Genomic DNA, 2399 nt, shown 5'->3' with positions numbered 1-2399 from the left:
ATAACCGAGAGGATGACCTCGAACAGGGAGAACTTTTTACCTGCCATGGCACGCTCCCCCTACAGCAAAAAAGATGGCATCTGCACCGAAGGCGCAGCCCAAGGCAGGGTTGCGGGCCGCGTCACCGGTGCAGGTGCCATCCCAAGGAGAAGAAGGGATGCAATTGTTGGACCAACGCTCGCGGAACAGGCGCGTGTAGATGACGATACGCTGGTACATGGACACTCCGATCAAGACGGCCGCGCATACGACCGGGAACTTTCGGCAATTGGATACGCGTCTGACCTGGGATATCCAAGCGAACAATTGGCCTAACCCGCGATAGGTCCCAGGCCAGGCGGGTATCCAATCGAAGGGGAGGGGCGCTCCGGCGTGGAGGCAGCGGAGCGCCGGGGGAAAGCCCGGCCGGCCGGCCAGGCGGCCCCGTTCGCCCGGCCGCCCGGGCCTCCGGGGTGCGGCGGACTCCCGTGAAAGAGGGGCGCCGCGCCCCGGCAAGCCGGGCTATTAGGCGGACGGCTCCTGCTGCGTGATGCAGTGGATGTTGCCGCCGCCGTAGACGACCTGGTCGGACTTGACGCCCACGCACTTGTAGACGCCCTCGCCCCAGACCTCGTCGTAGATCTCCTGGAGCGTGTCGACGGCCAGCTGGTCGTTCTCGTCGCCGTACTGCGGGACGATGACGCCGTGGTTGGTCACGAGGTAGTTCATGTAGGAGGCGATCAGCGGCTCGTCAGGGACGCGCGGCTCGGCGTTCTCGTCGGCGTCGATGGTGTCGCAGGAGGCCTGGTCCATGTACAGCGGCTTCACGGGCATGCAGAGCTTGTAGACCTTCAGCTTGCGGCCCTTGGCGTCAACCGCGTTGGAGAGGGTCTCGTAGGCGGCGTGGCACTGCTCGTAGAACGGGTACTCGGGGTCGTCGGTCCAGATGCAGACCATGACGCCCGGGGCGATGAAGGTGGCGACGTCGTCGATGTGGCCGTTGGTCTCCTCGGGGTCGATGCCCTCCTTGACCCAGATGACCTTCTCGACGCCGAGGTAGTCCTTGAGGTGCTCGGTCATGTACCCGCGAAGCTCCTCGCTCCAGGGCTCGAACTTCTTGCGGTACTTGGGCCAGAGGGACTCGGGGTCCTCCTCCTCCTCGAGCACCGCGGAGCAGGTGCGGCCGGGGGACAGGAGGCACTGGTCGGTGACGACGAGGGTGCCCTCGCCGTCGACGGTGATGGAGCCGCCCTCGAGGATCATGTCGTCGGGACGGTAGCGGCGGCAGCCGGAGAGCTCGGCCATCTTGAGGGCGATCTGCTCGTCCTTGTCCCACGGGAAGTAGAGGCCGTCGATGAGGCCGCCGTAGCCGTTGAAGTGCCAGTGGTTGGCGCGCTTCTCGCCCTTGCCGTTGATGACGTAGGTGGCGCCGGTGTCGCGGAACCAGGCGTCGTCGGTGGTCATCTCGACGACGGTGACGTTCTCGTCGTTCTCGAAGACGGCCTTGCAGTTGGCGTAGTCGACCTGGTTGGCGCACATGTAGACCGGGGTGAACTCGGAGATGGCGCGGGCGATGGCGGCATACTGCTTCTGGGCGGGCTTGGCGCCGTGGGCCCAGGTGTCGGTGCGGTGGGGCCAGCCTATCCACACGCGGTCCTGGGGGGCGAACTCGGCGGGCATGAAGAAGCCGTCGGCCCTCGGGGTGGACTCGGACTCGGTGATCGTACGCATAAGATTTCCTCCAAACCGGACGATCGTCTGCCGCGGGCGGGCTGCCCGCGGCCTAGGACCAAGAGATGGCGGGCGCCCGTCCCCCGGCAGAGGTCGGGGCGCCCGGCGCCGGTTTTCACGGGGTCGCACCGGCGGGCGACGACGTAGCCAGGTGCGCGGAGACGGGACGCACGAGGGATACGGGAGAGGGGTCGGGGCGGTCGGCGGCTGCCGGAGCTATCGCCCGCACCCGCCCCGGGGGATGGTTGGCGGACCCGTCGCCCGGGCACGCCCCCGGAGAGGCCGGGGTGCCCGGAACCGGGTGCCCTAGTTCTCCTCGGCCTCCTCGGCGAGGCGCTGGGCGGCCAGCTCGGGGGTGAGGCCCTTGTACTCGGTCTCGCGGCCCTTGGCGCTGACGACGCGGACGACCTCGCCGATGAGCACGAGCACGATGAAGATGACGATCATCGGGACCTTCTCGCCGATCTCGGCGGCGGAGAACGGTGCCAGCGTCGCGACGATGGCCAGGATCAGCTCGATGCAGGGGATGGCCAGCATGACCTTCATCATCGCGCCCTTGAACGGGAACGTGAAGATGCGCTCGCGGTTCGGGTCGTTCTTGCGGAGGTTGAGGAACGCCGGGAACATCGGGATGTAGGTGAGCAGCAGGAAGACGACGGAGGTGCCGAAGAGCATCCAGAAGACGCCGT

The 2399-nt window shown here is 67.0% G+C and carries 2 protein-coding genes and 1 pseudogene; 1 reads left to right on the top strand and 2 read right to left on the bottom strand.

Annotation, left to right across the window (positions count from 1 at the left end; translation table 11 throughout):
* Window positions 1-315 (top strand): hypothetical protein (locus ACTQ40_RS10385; protein ID WP_441564104.1); only part of this gene is annotated, 315 nt, incomplete at its 5' end.
* Window positions 316-504: 189 nt separating this feature from the next.
* Here ACTQ40_RS10385 and ACTQ40_RS10380 read toward each other — a convergent pair.
* Window positions 505-1710 carry an agmatine deiminase family protein gene (locus ACTQ40_RS10380; protein WP_320772223.1) on the bottom strand — a complete coding sequence of 402 codons (1206 nt, stop codon included), beginning with the start codon at window positions 1708-1710 and terminating at the stop codon, window positions 505-507.
* A 306-nt stretch (window positions 1711-2016) separates the two neighbouring features.
* Window positions 2017-2399: pseudogene (locus ACTQ40_RS10375) on the bottom strand (amino acid:proton antiporter); the annotation flags it as partial.

It is taken from the genome of Collinsella sp. Sow4_D11 (assembly GCF_052116465.1).
In the GTDB taxonomy this organism is placed as follows: Bacteria; Actinomycetota; Coriobacteriia; order Coriobacteriales; family Coriobacteriaceae; genus Collinsella.
This window is presented reverse-complemented; position numbering and strand designations above follow the sequence as displayed.

What these genes read in the sequence shown, in the direction of transcription:
- ACTQ40_RS10380 (WP_320772223.1), bottom strand. Translation starts at nt 1,710, where the DNA reads ATGCGTACGATCACCGAGTCCGAGTCCACCCCGAGGGCCGACGGCTTC.